Origin of the sequence: Burkholderia sp. JP2-270, from assembly GCF_003233675.1 — a bacterium.
In the GTDB taxonomy this organism is placed as follows: domain Bacteria; phylum Pseudomonadota; class Gammaproteobacteria; order Burkholderiales; family Burkholderiaceae; genus Burkholderia; species Burkholderia pyrrocinia_C.
On record NZ_CP029824.1, the window covers coordinates 2,089,777 to 2,113,852 of the forward strand.

Annotated in this window: 21 protein-coding genes and 3 pseudogenes; 18 read left to right on the forward strand and 6 right to left on the reverse strand. The window is 65.1% G+C overall.

Features of this window, described 5'->3' with window-relative positions; all coding sequences use genetic code 11:
• The first annotated feature begins 116 nt into the window (after positions 1-116).
• The 8 genes from DM992_RS41605 to cyoD all read left to right on the forward strand — a co-directional run bounded on the left by DM992_RS41605 (position 117) and on the right by cyoD (position 8,817).
• Positions 117-287 (forward strand): hypothetical protein, encoded by a 171-nt coding sequence (locus DM992_RS41605; RefSeq protein ID WP_162631627.1) that lies wholly within the window; start codon positions 117-119, stop codon positions 285-287.
• A gap of 42 nt (positions 288-329) precedes the next feature.
• Complete coding sequence (locus DM992_RS43375) at positions 330-659, forward strand: hypothetical protein (protein WP_111016677.1); 330 nt, start codon at positions 330-332, stop codon at positions 657-659.
• A gap of 105 nt (positions 660-764) precedes the next feature.
• A complete protein-coding gene (locus tag DM992_RS09945) occupies positions 765-2,525 on the forward strand; it encodes a ShlB/FhaC/HecB family hemolysin secretion/activation protein (RefSeq protein WP_111016678.1) in 1,761 nt (586 codons plus the stop codon).
• Between the two features lie 653 nt (positions 2,526-3,178).
• On the forward strand, positions 3,179-4,708 hold the full coding sequence (locus tag DM992_RS09950) for an NADH-quinone oxidoreductase subunit M (protein ID WP_111016679.1): 1,530 nt from the start codon (positions 3,179-3,181) through the stop codon (positions 4,706-4,708).
• Between the two features lie 270 nt (positions 4,709-4,978).
• Complete coding sequence (gene cyoA / locus DM992_RS09955; protein ID WP_111016680.1) at positions 4,979-5,866, forward strand: ubiquinol oxidase subunit II; 888 nt, start codon at positions 4,979-4,981, stop codon at positions 5,864-5,866.
• A gap of 3 nt (positions 5,867-5,869) precedes the next feature.
• On the forward strand, positions 5,870-7,876 hold the full coding sequence (gene cyoB, locus DM992_RS09960) for a cytochrome o ubiquinol oxidase subunit I (protein ID WP_111016681.1): 2,007 nt from the start codon (positions 5,870-5,872) through the stop codon (positions 7,874-7,876).
• Positions 7,876-8,484, forward strand: a complete 609-nt coding sequence (gene cyoC / locus DM992_RS09965; RefSeq protein WP_111016682.1) for a cytochrome o ubiquinol oxidase subunit III — start codon at positions 7,876-7,878, stop codon at positions 8,482-8,484. The genes cyoB and cyoC overlap by 1 nt, the downstream gene beginning before the upstream one ends.
• Positions 8,485-8,817, forward strand: a complete 333-nt coding sequence (gene cyoD / locus DM992_RS09970) for a cytochrome o ubiquinol oxidase subunit IV (protein ID WP_011352504.1) — start codon at positions 8,485-8,487, stop codon at positions 8,815-8,817.
• Positions 8,818-8,916: 99 nt separating this feature from the next.
• Here the strand turns inward: cyoD and DM992_RS09975 are convergent, their stop codons facing one another.
• Positions 8,917-9,213 (reverse strand): DUF4148 domain-containing protein, encoded by a 297-nt coding sequence (locus DM992_RS09975; protein ID WP_111016683.1) that lies wholly within the window; start codon positions 9,211-9,213, stop codon positions 8,917-8,919.
• A 218-nt stretch (positions 9,214-9,431) separates the two neighbouring features.
• On the opposite strand from DM992_RS09975, the gene DM992_RS09980 reads away from it, so the two are divergent.
• Genes DM992_RS09980 through DM992_RS09990 form a run of 3 tightly spaced genes read left to right on the forward strand, consistent with a single transcriptional unit; the run spans position 9,432 to position 12,194 of the window.
• Positions 9,432-10,106: a response regulator transcription factor gene (locus DM992_RS09980; protein ID WP_006483985.1), complete on the forward strand. Its 675-nt coding sequence runs from the start codon at positions 9,432-9,434 to the stop codon at positions 10,104-10,106.
• An 11-nt stretch (positions 10,107-10,117) separates the two neighbouring features.
• Positions 10,118-11,509: a HAMP domain-containing sensor histidine kinase gene (locus DM992_RS09985; protein ID WP_111016684.1), complete on the forward strand. Its 1,392-nt coding sequence runs from the start codon at positions 10,118-10,120 to the stop codon at positions 11,507-11,509.
• A 19-nt stretch (positions 11,510-11,528) separates the two neighbouring features.
• On the forward strand, positions 11,529-12,194 hold the full coding sequence (locus tag DM992_RS09990) for a response regulator transcription factor (protein WP_111016685.1): 666 nt from the start codon (positions 11,529-11,531) through the stop codon (positions 12,192-12,194).
• A 73-nt stretch (positions 12,195-12,267) separates the two neighbouring features.
• Here DM992_RS09990 and DM992_RS09995 read toward each other — a convergent pair whose 3' ends face one another.
• The 4 genes and pseudogenes from DM992_RS09995 to DM992_RS10010 form a co-directional block, all read right to left on the reverse strand.
• Positions 12,268-12,510, reverse strand: coding sequence for a DUF4148 domain-containing protein (locus DM992_RS09995; RefSeq protein WP_111016686.1), 243 nt, complete (start codon positions 12,508-12,510; stop codon positions 12,268-12,270).
• Between the two features lie 110 nt (positions 12,511-12,620).
• Positions 12,621-13,550 (reverse strand): annotated as a pseudogene (locus DM992_RS10000) (TolC family protein).
• Positions 13,543-13,713: pseudogene (locus DM992_RS42660) on the reverse strand (efflux RND transporter periplasmic adaptor subunit); the annotation flags it as partial. The pseudogenes DM992_RS10000 and DM992_RS42660, both read right to left, overlap by 8 nt.
• 17 nt (positions 13,714-13,730) lie before the next feature.
• A pseudogene (locus tag DM992_RS10010) lies at positions 13,731-13,889 on the reverse strand (efflux RND transporter permease subunit); the annotation flags it as partial.
• Between the two features lie 297 nt (positions 13,890-14,186).
• Here DM992_RS10010 and DM992_RS10015 point away from each other — a divergent pair.
• From DM992_RS10015 to DM992_RS10040, 6 genes are all read left to right on the forward strand, one after another.
• A complete protein-coding gene (locus tag DM992_RS10015; RefSeq protein WP_111016687.1) occupies positions 14,187-14,546 on the forward strand; it encodes a hypothetical protein in 360 nt (119 codons plus the stop codon).
• Between the two features lie 140 nt (positions 14,547-14,686).
• Positions 14,687-16,570, forward strand: coding sequence for an extracellular solute-binding protein (locus tag DM992_RS10020; protein WP_111016688.1), 1,884 nt, complete (start codon positions 14,687-14,689; stop codon positions 16,568-16,570).
• A gap of 52 nt (positions 16,571-16,622) precedes the next feature.
• Positions 16,623-17,666 carry an ABC transporter permease subunit gene (locus DM992_RS10025; protein ID WP_111016689.1) on the forward strand — a complete coding sequence of 348 codons (1,044 nt, stop codon included), beginning with the start codon at positions 16,623-16,625 and terminating at the stop codon, positions 17,664-17,666.
• A gap of 48 nt (positions 17,667-17,714) precedes the next feature.
• The gene (locus tag DM992_RS10030; protein WP_111016690.1) at positions 17,715-18,812 is read left to right on the forward strand and encodes an ABC transporter permease; all 1,098 of its coding nucleotides are present in this window, start codon (positions 17,715-17,717) and stop codon (positions 18,810-18,812) included.
• On the forward strand, positions 18,809-20,431 hold the full coding sequence (locus DM992_RS10035; protein WP_111016691.1) for a dipeptide ABC transporter ATP-binding protein: 1,623 nt from the start codon (positions 18,809-18,811) through the stop codon (positions 20,429-20,431). The genes DM992_RS10030 and DM992_RS10035 overlap by 4 nt, the downstream gene beginning before the upstream one ends.
• 128 nt (positions 20,432-20,559) lie before the next feature.
• Complete coding sequence (locus tag DM992_RS10040) at positions 20,560-21,234, forward strand: C40 family peptidase (protein ID WP_111016692.1); 675 nt, start codon at positions 20,560-20,562, stop codon at positions 21,232-21,234.
• Between the two features lie 156 nt (positions 21,235-21,390).
• On the opposite strand, the gene DM992_RS10045 is transcribed toward DM992_RS10040, so the two are convergent.
• The gene (locus tag DM992_RS10045) at positions 21,391-22,317 is read right to left on the reverse strand and encodes a patatin-like phospholipase family protein (RefSeq protein ID WP_111016693.1); all 927 of its coding nucleotides are present in this window, start codon (positions 22,315-22,317) and stop codon (positions 21,391-21,393) included.
• 280 nt (positions 22,318-22,597) lie between these two features.
• Here DM992_RS10045 and gltX point away from each other — a divergent pair, with 280 nt between their 5' ends.
• Positions 22,598-24,007 carry a glutamate--tRNA ligase gene (gene gltX / locus DM992_RS10050; RefSeq protein ID WP_111016694.1) on the forward strand — a complete coding sequence of 470 codons (1,410 nt, stop codon included), beginning with the start codon at positions 22,598-22,600 and terminating at the stop codon, positions 24,005-24,007.
• The last annotated feature ends 69 nt before the right edge of the window (positions 24,008-24,076 follow it).

A 24,076-nucleotide genomic window follows, 5' to 3' on the forward strand; every position in this document is an offset into this window, starting at 1 on the left:
GTCGCACAGTCAGTGCCCCTGGATCACTGGCTCACTCTGATATTGCAGCCTAATGGGGATTGGGGGGCGATTCCGAATGGGAAATAGACCATATCCCAGACGCAGATCACCCTGGGGTGTACAAGGTGTGGGCTGATGCCGATGTGAGTGGAATTGAGCCATCTGAAAGTATCTTTGACGCCCAGGCGTTTCGAAATGCATTGAAGGTGACATTGCTGGCCTTTGGGGATGAATTCTCTGAAAGAGAGGAAGAGGTTCGCGATGTTATTGCGAGATTTGATTTGTGAATTTAAATTTGTCGATTTCACTTCTGATCAAGTGAGGCCGAAATGGCGGGATCGATAATTATTTCTAAAGACGTTCGCGTTCAGGTGGGTGCGAGTCAATTGGATTATTTGGTCAGTCGAATCGGTGATCAGTTTCACTCGTCCGACATGTGGATTAAGGATGAGGTTTACCTTCCGATGGAAGAGGGCGGGATGAGCTTTATCTCAACGGAATCGTTGAACTCTAACGGGCTGTCAATTTTTCTGGCGACTGTGATGCGGGCTAGAGCCGCTTCTCAGGCTGAGGAATCATTTCCCCTATACGAGAATGTATGGAATCAATTGGTTGAGAAGTTGCGGCAGGATGCGCGGCTCGGAGTTTCGGGGAATTGATTTAAACCTCAGTCAGGGGGAGACGCTGATGCGGATTGATGATCAGTGTTTTATCGATAACGGGGATGTTTGTTGTCTATTCCCGTCAATTCAAAACATAATTAAATGAAAACGACCAGACGGCTGGCGGTTTTACCAATCACTACTCTGATCACGCTTGCTGCGCAAGCACAACAGGCGCCGTCTCCCAGTGACCAGGCCGCCGCTGCCCGCGCGAACGCCGAGCAGAATCAGCAAGCTCAGCAGCGCCGTGATGCGCTGCAGCGAGAAGCCACCGTGCAAGCGCCGGGCGTGCGCTCGGACGTGCCGCGTCCGGAAGCCTATCCCGTATTGCCGACCGAAACACCGTGCTTTCGAATCGATCATTTCGCGCTCGACGTGCCCGACTCGCTACCGGCCGCATCAAAGGCGCAAGGCGCGTCAGCATTGCCGATGGACCGCTTCGCCTTTGCGCGCGACTGGCTTGCGCACTACGCCGGCCAATGCGTAGGTAAGCAAGGCGTCGACCTGATCGTAAAGGGACTATCGCAAGCCATCCTCGCACGCGGCTACATCACGACCCGCGTGCTCGTGCCAGAGCAGGATTTGTCCACTGCCACATTGAAGCTCGCCCTGATTCCGGGCGTGATCCGTCACGTACGTTTCGAGGACGAGAAGTTGCGCGGAACGTGGAAGACCGCTTTCCCGACTCGCGACGGCGACGTGTTGAACCTGCGTGACATCGAGCAAGGGCTTGAGCAGATGAAGCGCGTCTCAAGTCAGGACGTGTCGATGCGGATTGCACCGGGCGACATGCCCGGTGAGAGCGATGTCGTGCTCGACGTGAAGCGCGGCAAGCCATGGACCGTTGTTGCGTCCATCGACAATTCGGGCACGCGCGCAACCGGCAAGCTGCAAGGCAATGTGTCGCTCGGCATAGACAACCCGCTGGGCCTGAACGACATCTTCAACGTCGGCTTCAACCAGGACCTGGAGTTTGGCGACAAGCGTTTCGGTTCGCACGGCTGGAATGCGTTCTACTCGATTCCTTGGGGATACTGGACCGGTACCCTGTCGGCCTATACCAGCACGTACTTTCAACCGCTCGCGGCCGTGAACCAGACGTTCGTTGCCAGCGGCAACATGAAGACGGTCGACTTCAAGCTCAACCGCGTGTTGGCACGCAGCCGAAACGATGTGTTCGGTGCGCAGGTTCGCCTGACGCGCCGTTTCGGCGACAGCTACATCGAAGGCACGACGATACCGTCGTCGCACCAGAACGCGACCTTTCTCGAATTCGGGTTGAACGACCGACACTATTTCGGCTCGTCGCAGTTCGACGGCTCGCTTGCCTATCGTCAGGGCTTGGGCTGGCTCGGTTCGACCGACAGCATGTTCGCGGCGGAGGGGGGACAGACTTACCGATTCAAGATGGTCGTGCTCGATGCGAACCTGTCGACGCCGTTCGTCATCGGCGCGCAGCCGTTCAAATATGTGACGACCTTTCATGGTCAGTACACCGGCAACACGGTTTCATACCTCGATAGCGTCACGATCGGCAGCCGTTATACCGTGCGGGGATTCGACGGTGAAACGCTGCTGGCGGGATCGCGTGGGTTCTACTGGCGCAACGAATTGCAGGTCCCCATCGCGCAGACCGGGCTCGCGGCCTATGCCGGTCTCGACTACGGTCGGGTCTGGGGCCCGGAGCCGGTTGCCTTGGTTGGCACGCAACTGGCAGGAGCGGTGATCGGCGTGAAGGGCAGCGTATCGACGCGCTTCGGCGCATATGCTTACGACCTCTTTGCAGGTACACCTGTCTACAAGCCTTCAGGTTTCGAGACCGCGCGCGTCACGCTTGGATTTCAGCTTACGGCGCAATTCTGAGCGAGGCGTGTAAAAGAAAATAGCCGTTCGCGCGAGCCATGGCATGCATATAGAGCCGTTGGGGATATTCAATGCTGAAGAATGCTTGGGCCGGTAATGAGCCACTCTGGAAGGTATGGTGCGCCTGTGGGACCGTCTGAGTCATCAGCGCTAGCGGCCGGGAACATGAACGATGCGGTGCCTGCAGCGACGCCAAACGGTGGGTCGGCCATGCGCGCCTGACCTGTATCGAGCAACGCCGAACGAAATAAAAATGAAAGCAGTGATGTAAGGCTGGAAGCGCCGTTCGATCGCTGCCCGACGCGGCGTCAACCAGCGAGTTTCGGTGCTCCGAAATGATGTGTCGACACCAAAATTGCGGCGCCGCGTCGATTCTCACCGCATCCCTCATCGCGCAATACAAAAAATTACTCATAAAAAACAGCGTTCTGCGCCGATGCCGAAAATCGATGCGCTGCTGCGATGCAAAAAATAATCGATCGCCTTATGCTGGTTAACCCGATTGCGCTTGAGCGACATCAAGTTTTCGCGTGGTGCCGCTTTACATTTTGCCAACATTGGCGATTCACGAAATCTATCTGTCGATTTGATTTCGTTTCTTTCGTTTCGCCTGTCCCCGATGCAGTGCGCAACCTCATCAAGGCCTTGTTGACATGCATGATTTTCCCTTCCTGAGCCTGGCCATCTGGGTTCCGATCCTGTTCGGTGCGTGCCTGCTGCGCGCCGGTTCCGACCGTCATCCACGCCGGACGCGACTGATTGCGCTCGCCGGCGCGCTGGCGGGGCTTGTCGCCGTCGTCCCGCTGGTCGCCGGTTTCGATGCACACTCGGCGGCGATGCAGTTCGTCGAAAGCCGCAACTGGCTGGCGGCGTTCAATTCGGGATGGCGGGTCGGCATCGACGGCGCGTCGCTGTGGCTCGTCGTGCTGACCGCATTCACGACGCTCATGGTGGTGGTCGCGTCGTGGGAAGCGGTCACGGTGCGCGTCGCGCAGTACTACGCGTCGTTCCTGATCCTGTCGGGGTTGATGGTCGGCGTGTTCGCCGCACAGGACGGGCTGCTGTTCTTCATCTTCTTCGAGGCGACGCTGATCCCGCTTTACCTGTTGATCGGCACGTGGGGGCGCGAGCGCCGCGTGTACGCGGCCGTGAAGTTCTTCTTCATTTCGTTCGCCGGCTCGCTGTTGCTGCTGATGGCGATGCTGTACCTGTACGCGCAGTCGCATACGTTCGACCTGGCCGTGTGGCGCACGCTGCAGCTCGGTTTCGCACCGCAGTTGCTGGTGTTCCTCGGCTTCTTCGTCGCGTTCGCGGTCAAGGTGCCGATGTGGCCGGTCCACACGTGGCTGAGCGACGTGTACACGGACGGCCCGACGGGCGCCGCGCTGATGCTCGCGATGCTCAAGCTCGGCGGGTACGGGTTCCTGCGCTTCGCGCTGCCGATCACGCCCGACGCGAGCCATTTCTTCGCACCGGCCGTGATCGCGCTGTCGCTGTTCGCGATCGTCTACGCGAGCCTGATCGCGCTCGCGCAGACCGATCTCGGCAAGCTGCTCGCGTATTCGACGGTCGCGCACATGGGCATCGTCACGCTCGGGTTGTTCCTGTTCAACCGGATCGGCGTCGAAGGCGCGATCGTGCAGCTCGTGTCGTACGGCTTCGTCGCGGGCGCGATGCTGCTGTGCGTGAACGTGCTCGTCGATCGGACGAAGCAGCGCGAGATCGCCGCGTACGGCGGTGTGGCGGGCGTGATGCCGCGTTTCGCGACCTTCACGCTGCTGTTCGCGATGGCCAACGTCGGCCTGCCGGGCACGTCGGGGTTCGTCGGCGAGTTCATGGTCATCATGGGCGCGATCCGTTTCAACTTCTGGATCGGCGCGATCGCGGCGCTGACGCTGATCCTCAGCGCGTCGTACACGCTGTGGATGCTCAAGCGCGTCGTGTTCGGCAAGGTCTCGAGCCAGCGGATCGCGAAGCTCGCCGACCTGAATCGTCGCGAGATCGCGATGTTCGCGTCGCTCGCGCTGATCGTGCTGGCGATCGGCATCGATCCGAAACCGTTTACCGACGCGATCGATCCGACCGTCGGCAAGCTGATCGACGAAGCCAGCCGTTCGAAGGTGCCGGCAGCGGACGGCCCGGTGCACGCGCAGCCGGCGTACATGGCATCGACGCACGGCTGATCGCGGCGCGCCGCGAGAGCGGGGCGCATCGCACGGCGATGCAGCGGTTGCGCACACATCGATCGCGGTCCGGCGCTTGCGGCGCCGGGCCCGCTTCCGGCTGCGTGAAATTGCCCCGCGACAATGTGTCTCACAACAGATTTTGCAATGATGATTTGCCGCATCCACCGGTTTTTCATCGCACCCGCGCGACGTATGATTCGGCCACTTTCGTGGATCGAATGCGCATCGGGCATACGCAAACGGATTCAATGACCCTCGGGCTGTGTGATGAAAACAAGAGCTTCAAGAGGCTGGTCGGCGCTGATGTCAATCGGCGCGGCGCTGAGCCTGTCAGGCTGTAATTTAGATGTACTAAATCCGAAAGGAAGCGTGGGTTCAGCCGAAAAGGCGCTGATCGCGACGTCCACCTGGGCGATGCTGATCGTCGTCGTGCCGGTGATCCTGCTCACGCTGTGGTTCGCGTGGCGTTACCGCGCATCGAACCGCAACGCAACCTACGCGCCGAACTGGTCGCACTCGACCGCGATCGAAGTCGTGATCTGGACGGTGCCGACGCTGATCATCCTGTTTCTCGGCGTGCTCACGTGGAAGACTACGCACGAGCTCGACCCGTACAAGCCGCTCGAGTCGTCGGTGAAGCCGATCGACGTCGAGGTCGTCGCGCTCGACTGGAAGTGGCTGTTCATCTATCCGGAACTCGGCATCGCGTCGGTGAACCAGCTCGCGATTCCGGTGGGTACGCCGGTGAACTTCCGCATCACGTCGGATTCGGTGATGAACTCGTTCTTCATTCCGCAGCTCGGCGGCCAGGTCTACGCGATGGCCGGCATGCAGACGCGCCTGCACCTGATCGCCGACGAGCCCGGCAACTACGCGGGCACGTCCGCCAACTTCAGCGGCCGCGGCTTCTCCGACATGAAATTCCGCACGCTCGCCGAGCCGCGCGAACAGTTCGATGCATGGGTGCAGAAGGTGAAGGCATCGCCGGACCGGCTCGACGCGACCGTATACGGCACCGTCGCGCAGCCGAGCGAGAAGGCGCCCGTGCGCTATTTCTCGTCGGTCGATCCGCGGCTCTTCCACAACATCATCGCGAAATACAACGATGGCCACGTCCTCGACCTGAAGGACGCCGCCTGCGGCACGAAGGGGTAACGCATGTTCGGCAAACTCACACTATCGGCGATCCCGTTCGATCAGCCCATCATCATGGTGGCAGGCGCCTTCATGGGGCTGGCCGTGCTGGGCATTCTCGCCGCGCTGACGATCACCGGCCGGTGGAAATGGCTGTGGACGGAATGGTTGACGACAGTCGACCACAAGAAACTCGGCGTGATGTACATCATCGTCGCGCTGATCATGCTGCTGCGCGGCTTCGCCGACGCGATCATGATGCGCATGCAGCTCGCGCTCGCGTACAACGCGCCCGGCTACCTGCCGCCGCACCACTATGACCAGATCTTCACGGCACACGGCGTGATCATGATCTTCTTCATGGCGATGGTGTTCATGGTCGGCCTGATGAACCTGATCGTGCCGCTGCAGATCGGCGCACGCGACGTCGCATTTCCGTTCATCAACTCGCTGAGCTTCTGGATGACGGCGGTCAGCGCGATCCTGATCAACATCTCGCTCGTGATCGGCGAATTCGCGCAGACGGGCTGGCTCGCGTACCCGCCGCTGTCGGAGCTGCAGTTCAGCCCGGGGGTAGGCGTCGATTACTACCTGTGGGCGCTGCAGATCTCGGGCGTCGGCACGCTGCTGACCGGCGTGAACTTCTTCGTGACGATCATCAAGATGCGCGCGCCGGGCATGACGCTGCTGAAGATGCCGGTGTTCACGTGGACCGCGCTCTGCACCAACGTGCTGATCATGGCGTCGTTCCCGATCCTGACCGCGACGCTCGCGCTGCTCGGCCTCGACCGTTACCTCGGCATGCACTTCTTCACGAACGAAGCCGGCGGCAACGCGATGCTGTACCTGAACCTGATCTGGGCGTGGGGCCATCCGGAGGTGTACATCCTGATTCTGCCGGCGTTCGGCATCTTCTCGGAGGTCATCGCGACGTTCGCGAAGAAGCCGCTGTTCGGCTACAAGACGATGGTATACGCGACCTGCGCGATCATGGTGCTGTCGTTCCTCGTGTGGCTGCATCACTTCTTCACGATGGGCTCGGGTGCGAACGTGAACGCGTTCTTCGGCATCATGACCATGATCATCGCGATCCCGACCGGCGTGAAGGTGTTCAACTGGCTGTTTACGATGTATCGCGGCCGGATCGAATTCACGACGCCGGTGCTGTGGACGATCGGCTTCATGGTCACGTTCACGCTCGGCGGCATGACCGGCGTGATGATGGCGATCCCCGGTGCGGACTTCGTGCTGCACAACAGCCTGTTCCTGATCGCGCACTTCCATAACGTGATCATCGGCGGCGTGCTGTTCGGCTATCTCGCGGGCTTCAACTACTGGTTCCCGAAGGCATTCGGCTTCAAGCTGAACGAGAAGCTCGGCAAGGCCGCGTTCTGGTTCTGGCAGGTCGGCTTCTACGTCGCTTTCGTGCCGCTCTACGTGCTCGGCTTCATGGGCATGACGCGTCGCCTGAACCACTACGACAACCCGGCCTGGCATCCGTGGCTGCTGGTCGCCGCGTTCGGCGCCGTGCTGATCGCGATCGGCATTGCATGCCAGCTGCTGCAACTGGTGGTCAGCATCCGCAACCGCAACCTGCCTGAATACCGCGACACGACGGGCGACCCGTGGGGCGGCCGCACGCTGGAGTGGGCGACCTCGTCGCCGCCGGCCGACTACAACTTCGCGGTGATCCCGCAGGTGCGCACGCTCGACGCGTACGCGGACCTGAAGGCGCGCGGCGAAGGCCGGCCGAACCCGGCGTCGATCCGCGATATCCACATGCCGTCGAATACCTGCGCGGGCCTCGTGGTCGCGATTTTCAGCCTGGTGCTCGGCTTCGCGCTGGTGTGGCACATCTGGTGGCTCGCGATCACCGGGCTCGTCGGGATCGTCGCGACGCTGGTGATCTACAGCTCGCGCGATAACGACGGCTATTACATCCCCGCGTCGACGGTGCGGAAGATCGAAGACAAGCAGCCGACCAAGCGCGTGCCTGCGCGTGTCGACGACGTGGAACTGGAGGCCAACTGATGTTGCAGAAAACCTTGAGCGCAACCCTGCTCGAGCACGACGACCATCCGCCGTCGCATTCGGTGTTCGGTTTCTGGCTGTACCTGATGACCGACTGCGTGATTTTCGCGGCGCTGTTCGCGACATTCGCGGTGCTCGGCCAACAGTATGCGGGCGGGCCGACCGCGAAAGACCTGTTCGACATTCCGGGCGTTGCGGTGGAAACCGCCGCGCTGCTGCTGTCGAGCATCACGTACGGTTTCGCGATGCTCGCTGCATACAAGCAGCGGCGCGGCGCGCTGCTCGCGTGGCTCGCGGTGACGTTCGTGCTCGGCGCGGCGTTTCTCGCGATGGAGCTGCGCGAGTTCTCGCACCTGATCGCGGAAGGCGCCGGCCCGCAGCGCAGCGCGTTCCTGTCGGCGTTCTTCACGCTGGTCGGCACGCACGGGCTGCACGTGACGGCCGGCCTGCTGTGGATGCTCGTGCTCGCCGGGCAGATCGTGTTCCGCGGCGGCGACCTGACCGATCGCGACCTGCGGCGCCTGACGTGCCTGAGCCTCTTCTGGCACTTCCTCGACATCGTGTGGATCTGCGTGTTTTCCTTTGTCTATCTCGCGAGCGTGATCTAAATGGCCCATTCGCATTCGTCTCAACTCGAAGAAGGGCACGGCAGTGTCGGCGGCTACGTCGCCGGCTTCATCCTGTCGGTGCTGCTCACGGCCGCGTCGTTCGGCCTCGTGATGGGCGGCGTGCTGTCGCCGCATGCGTCGCTGATCGCGTTGGCCGTGCTGGCATTCGTGCAGATCGTCGTGCACCTCGTGTACTTCCTGCACATGAACGGTTCGTCGGGCCAGCGCTGGAACGTGATGGCATTCAGCTACACGGTGCTGACCGCGGCGATCCTGATCGTCGGCACGCTGTGGGTGATGCACAACGTCAGCATGAACATGATGTCGCGCTGAGCGGCGTCGCGGCGCAGCGGTCGATTTCCATGCGCGTTCATGAAAGAAAGGCGGCACGCGAGTGCCGCCTTTTTTATTCCTGCTGCGTGGTGCGAGCGGTCAGTGCTTGCCCGCGTCCGCCGTCAGCGCATGCGTGCAGTCCGTACGGTACTCGGCGGCGAGCCGATGCTTCGCGGCGTCGAGATCGTCCGGGTAGTAGGGGCTCGCGTGCGCCGGATCGTAGCCGGCCTGTTCGAGTTCGGTCAGCTCGCGCACGAGGTCCGCGTGCGTGACTTCGTGGCCCGTGTGAACGAACGGGTAGGCGTTGCATTCCTGCGGCGTCAGGTGTGGTGCCGCGAACGCGGCGGTGCTCGCGCATGCGAACAGCATGCAGGCGACGGTGGTCGACAGTTTCATTCGGTGGCTCCTGTGTTCGCGGCCCGATGCCGCATGACGTCAGCGTAGGCGGAGCGCACGAGCGGGCGGGCGACGCATGGATGAAACATGTTTCACGCGCGTTGGCCCCGGCGCCGGATGAAGCAATTTTCATCTGGCGCCGGACGGCGATCGCGTCGTCTACGATAACCGCGGGCGCATGGCGTGCGCCCGTCATGAAGTTCATTGCGAGGACAGGCATGCGAGTACTGACGGTCGAGGACGATGCAGTGACCGCGAACGAAATCGTCGGCGAACTGACCGCGCGCGGGTTCGAGGTCGACTGGATCGACAACGGCCGCGAAGGGATGATGCGCGCGATGAGCGCATCGTACGACGCGATCACGCTCGACCGGATGCTGCCGGGCGCAGACGGCCTCGCGATCCTGACCGCGATGCGCACGGTCGGCATCGATACGCCGGTGCTGATGCTGAGCGCGCTCGGCGATGTCGACGAGCGCATCCGCGGGCTGCGCGCGGGCGGCGACGATTACCTGACGAAGCCATTCGACTCCGGCGAACTGAGCGCACGCATCGAGGTGCTGCTGCGCCGCCGGCAGGCGTCGGGTGTGCCGCAGCAGACACTGTTGAAGGTCGGTGCGCTTGAGCTCGACCTGATTTCGCGCTGCGCGCGCCGCGGCGCCGACGAGATTCCGCTGCTGCCGACCGAGTTTCGCGTGCTCGAATTCATGATGCGCAACGCGGGCCAGACGATCACGCGCACGATGCTGTTCGAGGCCGTGTGGGGTTATCACTTCGATCCCGGTACCAACCTGATCGACGTCCACATGGGCCGGCTGCGCAAGAAGATCGACCCGCCCGGCGCGAACCCGATGATCCAGACGGTGCGCGGTTCGGGCTACATGCTCGCGTAACGGAGGCACGGATGGATGCGGCCCGCGCGGCGAACTTCACACGCCGCTGGCATACGACGACGTTTCGCTGGCTGTGCGCGTATGCGGCGATCTTCTCGGTTTCGCTGCTGCTGCTCGCGGGCGTGATCAGCGTCGCCGCGACGCACACGATGGCGCGCGACACCGACGAGGTGCTCGCGTGGCAACTGATCTATTTCGATTCGATTCCCGATGCCCAGTTGCCGCTCGCGATCCACCGGCGACTCGAGCACGAACACTTGCATACGAGTTTCTACGGGCTGTTCGACGCGGCCGGGCGCCGCGTGGCCGGCGACATCGCGACGCTGCCCGCGCTGCGTACGGATCGCAACGGACGCACGCTGAACCGCACGCTTGTGCCGCTCGACGGTCAGCCCGCACGGATCACGCGCGCGATGGCCGTGCGCCGCGACAACGGGATGACGCTGGTCGTCGCGCGCGACCTGTCGCATTTCATCCAGATCCGCGATGTCGCGATCCGCGGGCTCGTGATCGGCGGCGTGATGATCCTGATCGCGGGCATCGCGGGCGGCAGCATGCTCGGCATGCGGCAGATGCGCCGCGTCGCCGCGATCCGGCGCGCCACGCGGCAGATCGCCGAGGGCGATCTCGGCAAGCGGCTGCCGGTCGGCCGCTACGACGAGCTCGACCTGCTCGCGCATCTCGTGAATCACATGCTCGACGAAGTCGAGCGACTGATGGGCGAGGTGCGTCATACCTGCGACGGCATCGCGCACGATCTGCGCACGCCGCTCGCGCGCGTGCATACGATGCTGGCGCGACTGGCCGAGCAGCCGTTTTGTGCGGACGATCCCGCATCGGCGGCGCTGCTGGCGTCGGCGCGCGACGAGACCGACCGGCTGCTCGAGCGCTTTCGCGCAATGCTGCGCATCTCCGAGATCGGTACGCTGAGCAGGCGCGGCGGCTTTGCCGCGGTCGACGTCGCAGCATTGCTGCGCGACGTGTGCGAACTCTACGAGCCGCTCGCCGAAGCCGTCGACGTATCGTTCGAACTCGACGCGGCACCGGTCGACGGCATTCACGGCGACCGCGCATTGCTGTTCGAGGCGTTCAGCAATCTCGCGGACAACGCCATCAAGTTCACGCCGCCGGGTGGCCGCGTGCGCGCCGTACTCCGCTCGACGCCGGGCGGCCCGCTCGTCCGGTTCGAGGACACCGGGCCCGGCATCCCGCCCGGCGAGCGCGACGCGGTGCTCGAACGCTTCTATCGCGGCGAGCACACGCGTCATGTGAAAGGCTCGGGGCTCGGGTTGAGCATCGTATCGGCGGTGATGCACGTGCACGGCTTCGCGCTGCGGATCGGCGATGCGCAGCCCGCCGGTGCGGCGATTACGGTCGAATGCTGGCCGCGCTCGCTGGCATGACGGCGTCGGGGAACGGTCGATGCGCATCCTGCTGATTGCTCCGCCGCATCCGGAGGCGGCGCGGCTCGACAAGGCATTTCGCGAGAGCACACACGGCGTCGAGCGTGTCGGGGAATGGCGCGACGGCTGCTTCGCGGCGACGCAGGACCGGTTCGATGCAATCGTGATCATTGCGCCCGATGCGGCTGACGGCCCGGCGGTCCTCGATGCATTGCCGCGACTCGCCGGATCGGCCGCAGGCGCGACGATCGCCGCGATCGTCGCCGGTGCAACACCGACACAGCGTGCGCGGATGCTGCAGGCCGGCTGCGACGTGTGCCTTGCCCATCCGTGTTCGTTCGTGGAATTGCACGAGCGTTTGCGCGCGCTGTGGCGCCGCGCAGGCGTCATCGAGATGCGCGAGCCGGTCCGGCTTGACACGGCGACGCGCGCCCTCGAAGAGGGGGGGCGGAGGCTGGCGCTCAGCGCACGGGAATTCCGCCTCGTCGAATGCCTGTTGCGCGCATCGGGGCGACCGGTCGGGCGCGATGCCGTGCTGCGTTACGCATGGGGCGATGCCGACATCGAACCCGAAACGGTCAATGCGCTGGTCGTCCGGCTGCGGCGCAAGCTGGCCGCGCACGCCTTTTCCGCGCGCATCGAAACGGTTGCGCGATTCGGGTTCAGGTTCGACTCGGGCGCATGACGGTGCGGAATCGCGCCACGTTTGTGGACGGTGGGCATGCCGCGCGTCGCGCGGCCTGCCCGGTCGCGTGCGGTCAGTGCGAATAGAGTTCGCGATCGAGTTGCGCAAGCTGGCCGTCGCGTTCGGCATGGACGAGTTCGCGATAGACCTGCGCACGCGTCAGCGGCATTGCCTGCGGCGTATTCCATGCAGCGTGTGGCGACGACGGTGCGGGCGTCTGCGGCGCGGTGGCCGCGGTGGGCTGCGTTGCGCCGGCCCGGCCGGGCAGCGCGACGCAGAAGGCGGAGAGGAGGATGGCGAACATCGATGTCTTCATGGCGTGGTCCTTTTCGTATGGCGGTGGCCGGCGCCGCGTGTGCGATGCCGGCCGGAAACACGTTATCGGGCGCGGACTTCAAGGCGCCCGGCGCGCCGATGAAGAAACGTTCATGAACGCGCGTCGCGCCAGCCGCCGCCGAGCGCGCGCACGAGCCCGACGGACGCCTGCAGGCGTCGCGCATCGGCATCGAGCGACGCGATCTGCGTATCGAGTTCGGTCGTCTGCGCGATGACCACGTCGAGATAGCTGACGGCACCGTCGCGATAGCGCGACATCGCAAGCGCAAGCGAATGCCGGGCCGCGACGAGCGCCGCGTCGTCCTGGCCGGATTCGTCGCCAAGGCGGTGCAGCAGCGCGAGATCGTCCTCGACTTCGCGAAACGCCTGCAGCACGATGTTCGAGCAGCGTCGACGCGAATCCGGTCGGAATCGACGGAACGCGCGGCAGCGCGGCGGCGGGCGGCAGCGAGAACGTCGACGCGGATACGCCGACGAGCGCGGCGATCGCGTGCTCGTCGAGCGCGCGGCGCGCGGCGATGTCGGACGCGCGCGCCCGTGCGAGCGCGAGCTGGGTTTGCGCACGCGAAACGTCGAGCCCCGATGCGAGGCCGCCGCGATGGCAGTTGACCGTCAGTTGCCACGCGCGGCGGTATGTGTCGATCGTTTGCGCGAGCGTATCCGCTTCGCGGTCGAGCCCCGCGAGATCGAAATAGGTGCTGGCGACGGCGGCCTGCAGGCTGAGCCGGACGGAGGCGAGGTCGCGGCCGGCCGCGACCGTGTTGCGGACCTTGCCCTACAGATCGACGTCGTAGCCGAGCCCCGCTTCGAGCGTGTTCGACTCGTACATGTCGGGCTGGCCGCTGCCTCGCAGCGGCCGGCGCGCGATAGGCGGTCGGCCGGCGCGGCATCGACCCACGGGCCCGTTTCGCGAAAGGCAGCCGGAAGCGGAGCGGCCGGCGCGCGATAGGCCGGCGCCAGCGAACGGCCGGCGAGCAGGGCGACGCTGCCCAGCAACCCGGCGAGCAGGCGGTCAGCCATGCGCACGCTCCATCCTCGCGGTGCCCGCGATGCGCACGGGGTCGCCGTCCGCGAGCGAATCGGGCGGATTGTCGATCACGCGGTCGCGGGCTGCGAGCCCCGATGCGATCTCGACGCGCGTGCCGAGATCGGTCGCGATCGATACGTTGCGCAGCCGCGCATGTCGGCCGGCTGCGGGCTCGCGTAGTTCCACACGACGCTGATGACCGGAATCCGGATGTCGGGAAAAATGTCGGTCGGCGTGCGCAGCGCCGCGAGCGGTCCCGCGATCAGGATCAGCAGCGCGAGGACGATGAAGGTGTAGGGGCGCGCGAGCGCGAGTCGGACGAGTTTCAGCATCGGCGAGGTCTCCGCCGGCGCGGGGCGCCGGCCTGTCAGCGAGGTGCCGAAGTGTGGCGGGAACCCGGTTCGGCTCGCGCAGTGCGCGCGGCGCCGCTTAACGCCGGGCGCGGACCAGGATGAAAGTTGTTTTAGGAAAGGTCGCGGTGAGGGCTGGCCGGCGCCGATTGTTACAAGACGTTAGCGCACGCTTCCCGTTGCGATGCCGCGCATCAGTTCTTACAAACTTGAAATATGCGGGGACGGTGCTTGCCGTTATAGTCGAATCACCACATGACACAATCAGAAGAGGAATCCATGAAGACCTTGCGTGTTGCCTCGCTCTTGACCGCTATGACGGCCTTGCTCGTGTCGGGCGCAGCAATGGCGGGAGTCAATGTCGGGATCAACGTCGGCGTGCCGGCACCGGTCTACGTCGCACCCGCGCCCGTGTATGCGCCGCCGCCGCCGGTCATCTATCAGCCGGCGCCCGTGTATGCACCTGCGCCCGTCTATGCGCCGGCGCCGGCGATCGTGATCGGCTGGCACGGCGATCGCTATTGGGACGGCCGCCGCTACTGGGGCCGCGACGAGTGGTATCGCCACCATGGCCGCGGCTGGGGCGGTGATCGCGATCGTGGTCACTGGGATCATGGCCGCCACAACGGCTGGCGCTGATCGACACGCTGCGCCCGGGTGACGCGGGCGCGCTGTCCGTTCGTGAAGAAACCGCCCGAGTGGCGGTTTTCTTTTGGCTCGAAGGATGAATGGGTAGAATCGTCCCACGTTACTACCCTCATTCGACCGACAGGGCCTCTATGACGAAGGGTTCGCCCCGGGCCGCCATCGCGCGCGTCCGTTTCGGCGCGCTGCGTGCCGCACGGGCCGCCGGCCGCGGTGCCGCGGTGTTTGCGTTGCAGGCGGCGCTGGCCGCGACGGCCGCGCACGCGGCCTACGCGATTGCACAGTACGGCGAGCCGAAATATCCGCCGGGCTTCAAGCATTTCGATTACGTCAACCCCGCTGCACCGAAGGGTGGCACGCTCGTGCTCGCGAACCCGAACCGGCTGACGTCGTTCGACAAGTTCAATCCGTTCACGATGCGCGGCAACTCCGCGCCGGGCATCGACATGCTGTTCGAGAGCCTGGCGACGGGCAGCTCTGACGAACCGGCATCCGCGTACGGGCTGCTTGCCGACGATATCGACATTGCGCCCGATCGCCGTTCGGTCACGTTCCACCTGAATCCTCGCGCACGCTTCTCGAACGGCGACGCCGTCACGGCCGACGACGTCAAGTTTTCGTTCGACACGCTGAAGAGCAGGCTGGCCGCACCGCAGTTCGGCGCCTATTTCGCGGAAATCGCGAAGGCCGTGGTCGTCGACCGGGCCACCGTGCGCTTCGAGTTCCGCAGCGCGAATCGCGAGCTGCCGCTGATCGCCGGCGGCGTGCCGGTGTTCTCGCGCAAGTGGGGATTGCGCGCGGACGGCTCGCGCATCCCGTTCGACCAGCTCGCGTTCGAGCAGCCGATCGGCAGCGGCCCGTACCTGATCGAGCGCTACGACAACGGCCGCACGATCACCTACCGGCGCAACCCCGCGTACTGGGGCGCCGACCTGCCGGTGCGGGTCGGCACCCACAATTTCGAGCGGATCGTCTACAAGCTATACGGCGACGGCGTCACGAGGCTCGAGGCGTTCAAGGCCGGCGAATACGACGTGCTCGTCGAGTACATCGCACGCAACTGGGCGCGGCGCGACGTCGGCAAGCGTTTCGACAGCGGCGAGCTCGTCAAGCGCGAATTCCGCCAGCACAACGGCGCGGGCATGCAGGGCTTCTTCATGAACCTGCGCCGGCCGCTGTTCCGCGACGCGCGGGTGCGCCAGGCGCTCGATCTCGCCTTCGACTTCGAATGGCTGAACCGGCAACTGTTCTACAGCGCCTACACGCGTCTCGACAGCTATTTCGCCGACACCGACCTGCAGGCGACCGGCACGCCGGGCGCAGGCGAGCTGAAGCTGCTGGAGCCGCTGCGCGCGCAGCTCGATCCGGCCGTGTTCGGCCCGATGGTCGCGCAGCCGGACACGAACCCGCCGGGCTCGCTGCGCGCGAACCTGCTGAAGGCGCGCGCGCTGCTCGCGCAGGCCGGCTGGACCTATCGCGACGGCGCGCTGCGCAATGCGAAGGGCGAGCCGTTCACGTTCGAGATCCTTGACGATGCGGGCGGCGCGATGGAAGGTGTCGTGACCGCCTACCGGCGCAATCTGGCAAAGCTCGGCATCGACGCACGCTTTCGCACGGCCGATTACGCGCTGCTGCAAAAGCGCCTCGACGCGTTCGACTACGACATGACGACGGTCCGCCTGCCGGGCGTGCAGGTGCCGGGCGCCGAGCAGTTCTCGCGTTACGGCAGCAAGTTCGCCGACGTACCGGGCTCCGACAACATCATCGGGCTGAAGTCGCCGGCCGTCGACGCGCTGCTGCACGCGCTCGGCACCGCGCAGACGCGCGACGAGCTGCTCGACGCGACGCACGCGCTCGATCGCGTGCTGATGCACGGCTACTACGCGGTCCCGCAGTGGTACAGCACGACGCACCGGATCGCGTACAAGCGCACGCTCGCCTATCCGCAAACGCTGCCGCTGTACTATTCGGCCGAGGGCTGGGTCGTGTCGACCTGGTGGGCGAAGCCCGATCACTGACCCGCGCCGGCCCTTCGTCCAACCCAGCCTACCGATCACGAGTCGACGCCCTATGTGGAGCTACATCCTCAAACGCCTGCTGCTGATGATCCCGACGCTCGTCGGCGTGCTGACCCTCACGTTCGCGGTGACCCAGTTCGTGCCGGGCGGCCCGGTCGAGCAGACCGTGCAGGAGTTGCGCAAGGGCGCGACGGAGCAGGGCGCGGTGCCGTTCGGGATGCGTGCGCACACCGGCGTCGACGCGCAGCAGCTCGCGCAGATCAAGGCGCTGTACGGTTTCGACAAGCCGCCGCTCGAGCGCTACTGGCTGATGCTGAAGCGCTTCGCGCGCTTCGATCTCGGCGACAGCTACTTTCGCCACCAGAGCGTGTGGTCGCTGATCGTGCAGAAGCTGCCCGTGTCGATCAGCATCGGGCTGTGGACGTTCTTCCTCACGTATCTCATATCGGTGCCGCTCGGCATCGCGAAGGCCGTGCGCAACGGTTCGCCGTTCGACGTCGCGACGAGCCTCGTCGTGCTCGTCGGCTATGCGATCCCGGGCTTCGTGCTCGGCGTGCTGCTGCTCGTGCTGTTCGGCGGCGGCTCGTTCTGGCAGCTCTTTCCGCTGCGCGGCCTCACGTCGGACAACTTCGCCGAGCTGTCGCTGGTCGGCAAGGTGCTCGACTACCTGTGGCACATTGCGCTGCCGATCACGGCGTCGGTCGTCGGCAGCTTCGCGGTCGTGACGATGCTCACGAAGAATGCGTTCCTCGACCAGATCCGCCGGCAATACGTGCTGACCGCGCGCGCGAAGGGACTCTCCGAGCGCAGCGTGCTGTGGAAGCACGTATTCCGCAATGCGATGCTGCCGCTGATCGTCGGTTTCCCGGCCGCGTTCATCGGCGCGTTCTTCACCGGCAGCCTGCTGATCGAGACGCTGTTCTCGCTCGATGGCCTGGGGCTGCTGTCTTACGAGTCGGTGGTGCGCCGCGATTACCCGGTCGTGCTCGGCACGCTGTACCTGTTCACGCTGATCGGGCTCGCGACCAAGCTGATTTCCGACCTCTGCTATGTGTGGGTCGATCCACGCATTCAATTCGACAACCTGGAGCGCTGACATGAAACCGTCCGTCTGCATGCCCGGCGTCACCGGGCGAGGTGCGCGATGAACCGGGCCGTCGTGTCGTCCCGCATCGACGTGGCGCGCGCGCACGTGTCGCCGTCGCCTGCGCGCCGCGTGTGGCAGCGCTTCCGGCAGCAGCGCATCGGCTACTGGAGCTTCGTGATCTTTGTCGTCGCGTTCGCCGCAAGCCTTGCGGCGCCGCTGTGGTCGAACGACAAGCCGCTCGTCGTGCGCTACGACGGCCAATATTATTTCCCGCTGTTCCATGCGTACCCGGAGACGACCTTCGGCGGCGATTTCCCGGCGCCGGCCGACTATCTCGATCCGTATGTGCGCAAGCGGCTCGAGGCGCCCGGCAACTTCGTCGTCTACCCGCCGAACCGCTATTACTACGACACGCTGAACTACTTCTCGAACGTGCCGAACCCGGCGCCGCCGTCGCGCCAGAACTGGCTCGGCACCGACGCGCAGGGACGCGACCTGCTCGCGCGGCTCGTGTACGGGTTCCGCGTGTCGGTCGAGTTCGGGCTGATCCTGACCGTGATCGGCACGCTGCTCGGGATCGCCGCCGGCGCCGTGCAGGGCTTCTTCGGCGGACGCATCGACATCGTCGGGCAGCGGCTGATCGAGATCTGGAGTTCGCTGCCCGAGCTGTACCTGCTGATCATCTTCGCGTCGATCTTCGAGCCGAGCTTCCTGCTGCTGATCGTGCTGCTGTCGCTGTTCGGCTGGATCGGGCTGGCCGACTACGTGCGCGCGGAATTCCTGCGCAACCGCACGCAGGACTACGTGCGCGCGGCGCGCGCGATGGGGCTCACGAACTGGCAGATCATCTGGCGCCACGTGCTGCCGAACAGTCTCACGCCGGTGATCACGTTCCTGCCGTTCCGGATGAGCGGGGCGATCCTCGCGCTGACGAGCCTCGATTTCCTCGGGCTCGGCGTGCCGCCGCCTACGCCGAGCCTCGGCGAGCTGCTCGCGCAGGGCAAGGGCAACCTCGACGCATGGTGGATCTCGCTGTCGACGTTCGGCGTGCTGGTCGCGACGCTGCTGCTGCTGACCTTCATGGGCGATGCGCTGCGCAACGCGCTCGACACGCGGATCGCCGATTCGATACGTGCGGCGGGAGGCCAGCGATGAGCGAAACGGTCGTATCGAAGCACGACGAGCCGCTGCTGTCGCTCGAACGTCTGCATGTACGCTTCGGCGACACGGTCGCGGTGGACGACGTGACGCTCGCGATCGGCCGCGGCGAGCGCGTCGCGCTGGTCGGCGAGTCGGGTTCGGGCAAGAGCGTGACCGCGCTGTCGATCCTGCGGCTGCTGTACGACGCCGACGTGAGCGGCGCGATCCGCTTCGCGGGGCAGGACCTTTCTACCAAGAGCGAGCGCGAGATGCGCGGGCTGCGCGGCTCGGACATCGCGATGATCTTCCAGGAGCCGATGACGGCGCTCAACCCGCTGTATACGATCGGCGCGCAGATCGGCGAGACGATCGTGCTGCACGACGGCGTATCGGCCGTCGAGGCGCGCAAGCGCGCGATCGCGCTGCTCGCGCGCACGGGCATCGCGGAACCCGACAAGCGCGTCGACAGCTACCCGCACCAGTTGTCGGGCGGCCAGCGGCAGCGCGCGATGATCGCGATGGCGCTCGCGTGCCGGCCGCGCCTGTTGCTCGCCGACGAGCCGACCACCGCGCTCGACGTGACGATCCGCGCGCAGATCGTCGAGCTGCTGCTGGAACTGCAGCGCGAGGAGGCGGAAAAGCGCGGGATGGCGATCCTGCTGATCACGCACGACCTGAATCTGGTGCGCCACTTCGCCGATCGCGTCGCGGTGATGGAGCACGGCCGGCTCGTCGAGAGCGGGCCGGTCGAGCGGATCTTCGCGGAGCCCGAGCATCCGTATACGCAGCGGCTGCTGAACAGCCGGCCGCAACGCGCGGTCGCGCCGGTGATGCCGATCGCGCCCGTCGTGCTCGACGCTCGCCATGTGAGCGTGCAGTTCGCACGCAAGCGGCCGGGCTTCGCGGGCTGGTTCGGCACGGTGCCCGTGACGGCCGTCGCGGACGTGTCGGTGTCGGTGCGACAGGGCGAAACGCTCGGCATCGTCGGCGAATCGGGTTCCGGGAAGTCGACGCTCGCGATGGCGCTGCTCGGGCTGCAGAAGACGGCCGGCGGCGAGATCGAATTCCAGGGGCGCGCGCTGTCGACCTATCGCGGCCGCGAACGGACCGCGCTGCGCTCGAACATGCAGGTCGTCTTTCAGGACCCGTTCAGTTCGCTTTCGCCGCGTCATACGATCGAACGGATCGTCGGCGAGGGGCTCGAGCTGCATCGCCCGGAAATGACGCCCGATGCGCGCCGCGCGAAGTCGCTCGCGGTGCTGCGCGAAGTCGGCCTCGACCGCACGGTATTGCACCGCTATCCGCACGAATTCTCCGGCGGGCAGCGCCAGCGGATCGCGATCGCGCGCGCACTGGTGCTGGAGCCGCGCATCCTGATCCTCGACGAGCCGACTTCCGCGCTCGACGTGTCGATCCAGCAGCAGGTGCTGAAACTGCTCGCCAACTTGCAACAGAAATACAACCTCGGCTATGTATTCATCAGCCACGATCTGGAGGTGATCGGCGCGATGGCGCACCGCGTCGCGGTGATGCAGGATGGCGCCGTCGTCGAGTCGGGAGACGTCGCCGACATCTTCACTAAACCGTCACATCCTTACACACAAAAGCTGTTGAAAGCGGTCTGGAAAGCGTGATAGGCGTCAAATGGTCTGATGATCTCGATTGTATTTTTTAATTTGTTTTGACAAACGATTACGCGCTGGCTAGTATCGACCGAAATTTTCCGCCAATCAGCTGATTTTTAAGCACATTCCATCGACCAATGCAGCATCGATCCCTGACCCAGGCATGCGCGCGCACCATCGCCGGGCTGTTCATCGGCGCCCTGTTCGCAGCAGTTCCCGGCGCGTTCGCCGACGAAGTCAGTAGTTTTAATCAGAATGTCACGAATTCGACTCAAATCGGGTCGGGTTCCTCCCTCCAGCAGACCAGTGCCCAGCCGTCGGGCGGCGGCGCGAAGTCGTTCCTTGCCGGCATGGCGGGCAAGGCAGGTGACGTCGTCGTCGGCGCGCTGAACATGATCGGCGTGCGTTATCGCTGGGGCGGCAACTCGCCGGATTCGGGCCTCGACTGCAGCGGTTTCGTCCGCTACGTGTTCCAGGACACGCTCGGCATGTCGCTGCCGCGTCGCGCGGAAGAGATGAGCCGGGTCGGCGAGAAGGTGAGCATGAGTAACCTCAAGCCGGGCGACCTCGTGTTCTTCAACACGATGCGCCGCACGTTCTCGCACGTCGGCATTTATATTGGCGACAACAAGTTCGTGCATTCGCCGTCGACGGGCAGCACCGTTCGTGTCGACGATCTCGACAGCGGCTACTGGGAAAAGCGTTTCACCGGCGCGCGCCGGCTCGAGTCGGAGTTCCCGATGAAGGCCGAGGATCTGCGCCAGCGCGTGCGCGCGACGATCGGCGACGATTCTGCGAGCGGCAATAACTGACGTTCGCCGGACAGTCGGACCGGATCGAAAAAACCCTGTCGCCGAAAGGCCGCAGGGTTTTTTGTTTTGGGGCCGGCGCAGGCGACGACGCGGAAGTCGTTCAGCTGGTCGCGGGGCGGCGGCGTGTGCCGTCCCGTCCCGCGACCAGCGTGCTTCTTACGCGGCGGCCACGCCGCGCGCCGCCGCGAGCTTGCGCTGCAGTTCCGGCATGATGCGCGCGACTGCTTCCTCGCCTGCGAGAATCGCCGCGTTGCGCTGGTTGAAGTCGCTGCCGCCCATCGCCGCGAGGTTCGGGCGGACCACGACGTCCGCGTATTTGTCGAGCTCGTAGGTCTTGATCGTCTGGCCCATGATCGTGAAGGTCTGCAGCAGCATCTCGATCGGGTTGTTGGTCGCCGCGCCGTCCGGCCGGGCCGAGATGTCGACCGCGATCACGAAGCTCGCGCCCATCTTGCGCGCGTACGACGCCGGCACCGGGCTCACGAGGCCGCCGTCGACGTATTCGCGGTTGCCGATCTTCACCGGTTCGAACACCGACGGCACGCTGCACGACGCACGCACCGCGAGCCCCGTGTTGCCTTGCTGGAACAGGATCGGCTGGCCGCTCTGCAGATCCGTCGCGACGATGCCGAGCGGCTTCGCCATCTTCTCGATCGATCGGTTGTTGAGCGTCTTGTTCAGGAAGTTCTGCAGTGCGACACCCTGCAAGAGGCCGCGCGAGCGGAACGGCAGCGCCCAGTCGCTGATCGCCGCCTGATCCATGTCGAGCGCGATCTTGTTGATCTGCAGCGCGCTCATGCCCGACGCATAGAGTGCGCCGACCACCGAGCCCGCGCTCGTGCCCGCGACGATCTCGATCGGAATGCCGCGCGCCTCGAGTGCCTTCAGCACGCCGATGTGCGAGAAGCCGCGCGCGGCGCCGCCGCCGAGCGCGATGCCGATCTTCACGGGCTTCTCGTTCGGCTGCGCGGGGTTGGATGCGTTGTCGGGACGGGACTTGCCGCCGAACGACGTACACGCGGCGAGGCTGGCGGACGCGCACGCGATCGTGAAATGGCGGCGCGACAGGCGAGGGGACGACATCGAATGGTTCTCCGGCGGCTTGGCGGCGGGTTACACGGCCCGCGGCGGCGATAGGTTCCGAGCGGCCGCGCGGCAGGTTCCGTGCGGCCGGCGCCGCGCCGGTTGGCGGCCGCGGCGCGCACATCATAATGCAAGCGGTGCGCTTGGCGCGATGTCCGGCGCGAGTATAATTCCGGCTTCTTTCCCGTTCCGGGCGTCGCCGGCCCCATTGCTGTCCGGGCAGCCGCCGTCGATCCCGCGTCGAATCATTCATGCGCCCCAGGCGTTCGAGTTACCGTTTATGACCCGTCCTGTCCGTACCCGCTTCGCGCCGAGTCCCACCGGCTTCATCCACCTCGGCAACATCCGCTCAGCGCTCTATCCGTGGGCGTTCGCCCGCAAGATGAAAGGCACGTTCGTGCTGCGCATCGAGGATACCGACGTCGAGCGCTCGTCGCAGGAAGCGGTCGATGCGATCCTCGAGGGGATGCAATGGCTCGGCCTGGATTTCGATGAAGGCCCGATCTACCAGATGCAGCGGATGGACCGCTATCGCGAGGTGCTCGCGCAGATGCTCGAGAAAGGCCTCGCGTACCCGTGCTACATGTCGGCCGAGGAGCTCGACGCGCTGCGCGAACGCCAGCGCGAGGCCGGCTTGAAGCCGCGCTACGACGGCACGTGGCGTCCGGAGCCCGGCAAGGTGCTGCCCGAGCCGCCGGCAGGCGTGAAGCCCGTGCTGCGCTTTCGCAATCCGCTGACCGGCACGGTCGTGTGGGACGACGCCGTGAAGGGGCGCGTCGAGATCTCGAACGAGGAGCTCGACGACCTCGTGATCGCTCGCCCGGACGGCACGCCGATCTACAACTTCTGCGTGGTGGTGGACGACATGGACATGGGCATCACGCACGTGATCCGTGGCGACGACCACGTGAACAACACGCCGCGCCAGATCAACATCCTGAATGCGCTCGGCGGAGAGGCGCCCGTCTATGCGCACCTGCCGACCGTGCTGAACGAGCAGGGCGAGAAGATGAGCAAGCGGCATGGCGCGATGAGCGTGATGGCGTATCGCGACGCGGGCTTCCTGCCCGAAGCGGTCGTCAACTATCTCGCACGCCTCGGCTGGTCGCACGGCGACGCGGAGATTTTCTCGCGCGAGCAGTTCGTCGAATGGTTCGATCTCGAGCATCTCGGCAAGTCGCCCGCGCAGTACGACCACAGCAAGCTGAGCTGGCTGAACGCGCATTACATCAAGGAAGCCGACAACGCGCGCCTCGCCGCGCTCGCGAAGCCGTTCCTCGATGCGCTCGGCATTGACGACGCGGCGATCGCGACGGGCCCGGCGCTCGACGCCGTGGTCGGCCTGATGAAGGATCGCGCGACGACGGTCAAGGAGATCGCGGAAGGTGCCGGGATGTTCTACCGCGTGCCGGCACCGGAAGCCGATGCGCTCGCGCAGCACGTGACCGATGCGGTGCGGCCGGCGCTGGCCGATCTCGTCGTCGCGCTGAAGGCGGCCGACTGGACGAAGGAAGCGGTGTCCGCCGCGCTGAAGGCGACGCTCGGCACGCACAAGCTGAAGATGCCGCAACTCGCGATGCCGGTGCGCCTGCTGGTGGCGGGTACGACGCACACGCCGTCGATCGATGCGGTGCTCGTGCTGTTCGGTCGCGACGTCGTGGTGTCGCGCATCGAGGCCGCGCTGGCCTGAGGTTCGTGCGTGAGCGAAGCTGTCTGCGCGTGAGATCGCGGCGGCTTCGCAAAAAATTTCGCTCGAATC